Source organism: Bradyrhizobium sp., from assembly GCF_030654605.1.
In the GTDB taxonomy this organism is placed as follows: Bacteria; Pseudomonadota; Alphaproteobacteria; order Rhizobiales; family Xanthobacteraceae; genus Bradyrhizobium.
On sequence record NZ_JAURXB010000041.1, the window covers coordinates 1 to 2165 of the forward strand.

Annotated in this window: 3 protein-coding genes; all 3 read left to right on the top strand. The window is 66.6% G+C overall.

The features are described 5' to 3' along the window. Window positions 1-702, top strand: a 702-nt coding sequence (locus Q7U29_RS03760; protein ID WP_304738598.1) for a Gfo/Idh/MocA family protein, incomplete at its 5' end; no start/stop codon positions are given. 40 nt (window positions 703-742) lie between these two features. Further along, window positions 743-1894 (top strand): DegT/DnrJ/EryC1/StrS aminotransferase family protein, encoded by a 1152-nt coding sequence (locus tag Q7U29_RS03765; RefSeq protein ID WP_304738601.1) that lies wholly within the window; start codon window positions 743-745, stop codon window positions 1892-1894. Window positions 1895-1937: 43 nt separating this feature from the next. Then, window positions 1938-2165 (top strand): lipid II flippase MurJ (locus Q7U29_RS03770; RefSeq protein WP_304738604.1); only part of this gene is annotated, 228 nt, incomplete at its 3' end.

A 2165-nucleotide genomic window follows, 5' to 3' on the forward strand; every position in this document is an offset into this window, starting at 1 on the left:
GAAAAGCCGATCGCCTCCACGGTGGAGGAGGGACGCGAGATCGTCGAGGCCGCCAGCCGCGCCGGCGTGACGCTCATGGTGGGGCATGTCGAACGCTTCAACCCGGCGGTCGCCGCCATCAAGCAGGCGCTGGCCGGCGAAGACATTCTTTCGATCGCGATCACCCGCGTCGGCCCGTTTCCGCCGCGGATGTCGAACGTCGGGGTGGTGATCGATCTCGCCGTGCACGACATCGACCTGATCCGCTGGTTCACCGAGTCCGACATCGTCGAGGTGCAGCCGCAATTGTCCAGCGCCGTCGCCGAGCGCGAGGATATCGCGCTGTTGCAGTTCCGCACCGCCTCCGGCGTGCTCGCGCATATCAACACCAACTGGCTGACGCCGTTCAAGGCACGCAACGTCACGGTCGCGACCCGCGGCAAATATGTGATGGGCGACCTCTTGACCCGCCAGGTCACCGAGTGTTTCGGCTTCAAGCCGGACGGCAGCTATTCGATGCGCCATCTGCCCGTCGGCCATGACGAGCCGCTGCGCGCCGAACTGATTTCGTTCCTCGGCGCGGTGCGATCCGGCGCTGTGCCGGCGGTGACCGGCGACGAAGGCGTCGCCAGCCTCGAAATCGCGATCCGCTGCCTGGAAACTCCCGCAAAGCCGGCCGCCTCCGCCGCCGCCCGCACCGGGCCACGCCGCGTCGTCGGCTAGCGATCCCTGCATGACCCAATCGCAATCCCCCCGAGGTTCCATGAACCAGCACCTGCGTCCAGAACCCGTACCGTTCATCGACATCGCCGCGCAGCGCCGCCGGCTCGGCGCATCGATCGATCAGGCGGTGACCCGCGTGCTCACGCATTGCCAGTTCATCAACGGTCCGGAAGTGACCGCGCTTGAGACAGCACTCGCCGACTACAGCGGCGCCAGACATGTCGTGACCTGCGCCAGCGGCACCGACGCGCTGCTGATGGTGCTGATGGCCAAGGGTGTCGGCCGCGGCGATGCGGTATTCTGTCCGTCGTTTACGTTTTGCGCCACCGGCGAGGCGGTGGCGCTGACCGGCGCCGTGCCCGTTTTCGTCGATGTCGATGAAGCGACCTTCAACATGGACGTGAATTCGCTGAAGCGCGGCATCGCGACCGCGCGCAAGCGCGGTCTTGCGCCGAAGGCGGTGATGCCCGTCGACCTGTTCGGGCAAAGCGCCGACCATGATGCCATCGCGGCGGTGGCGAAGGCCGAGGGCCTGTTCGTGCTCGACGACGCGGCGCAGGCATTCGGCGCGAGCTACAAGGGCCGCCGCCTCGGCACCATGGGCCTTGCCACTGCGACCAGCTTTTTCCCGGCCAAGCCGCTCGGCTGCTACGGCGACGGCGGTGCGATCTTCACCGACGATGACGCGCTGGCCGAAACCCTGCGCAGCATCCGCGTCCATGGCCAGGGCTCCGACAAGTACGACAATGTCCGTCTCGGGCTCACCGGGCGGCTCGACACCATGCAGGCGGCGATCCTGCTCGAGAAACTGAAGATTTTCGACGACGAGATCGCCGCGCGCAACCAGATCGCGGAGCGCTACGCGCGCGGCCTCGGCAATTTGGTGTCGGTGCCGCGCCTCGCCAGCGGCTGCACCTCGATATGGGCGCAGTATACCATCCGGCTGCCCGAAGGCTGCGACCGCGACGGTTTCGCCGCCGCGCTCAAGGCGCAGGGCATTCCGACCGCGATCTACTATCCGAAATCGATGCATCAGCAGACCGCCTACCGGGATTTCCCGGTTGCCGACGGCGGCTTGCCGGCCAGCGAACGGCTTTCGGACGATGTCATCAGCCTGCCGATGCATGCCTATCTCGATGAACCGACGCAGGAGCGGGTCATCGAGGCTGTGCGCGGCGTGCTTTCTTCCTGATTTCGCCATTTTGCAGCGCCGCCGCATGCTGTAGAAGCGGCTGATGCTCGGACGTATCTTCACCGTCGGCGGTTTTACGCTCCTTTCGCGGCTGACCGGTTTTGCGCGCGACATCATGCTCGCGGCGATCCTCGGCGCCGGTCCGGTGGCCGACGCGTTCTTCGTCGCCTTGCGGCTGCCCAATCACTTCCGGGCGATTTTCGCCGAAGGCGCCTTCAACGCTGCGTTCGTGCCGGCGTACACGCATGTCCACGGCGAGCGCGGGGCGGCG

What these genes read in the sequence shown, in the direction of transcription:
- Q7U29_RS03765 (WP_304738601.1), top strand. Translation starts at nt 743, where the DNA reads ATGAACCAGCACCTGCGTCCAGAACCCGTACCGTTCATCGACATCGCC.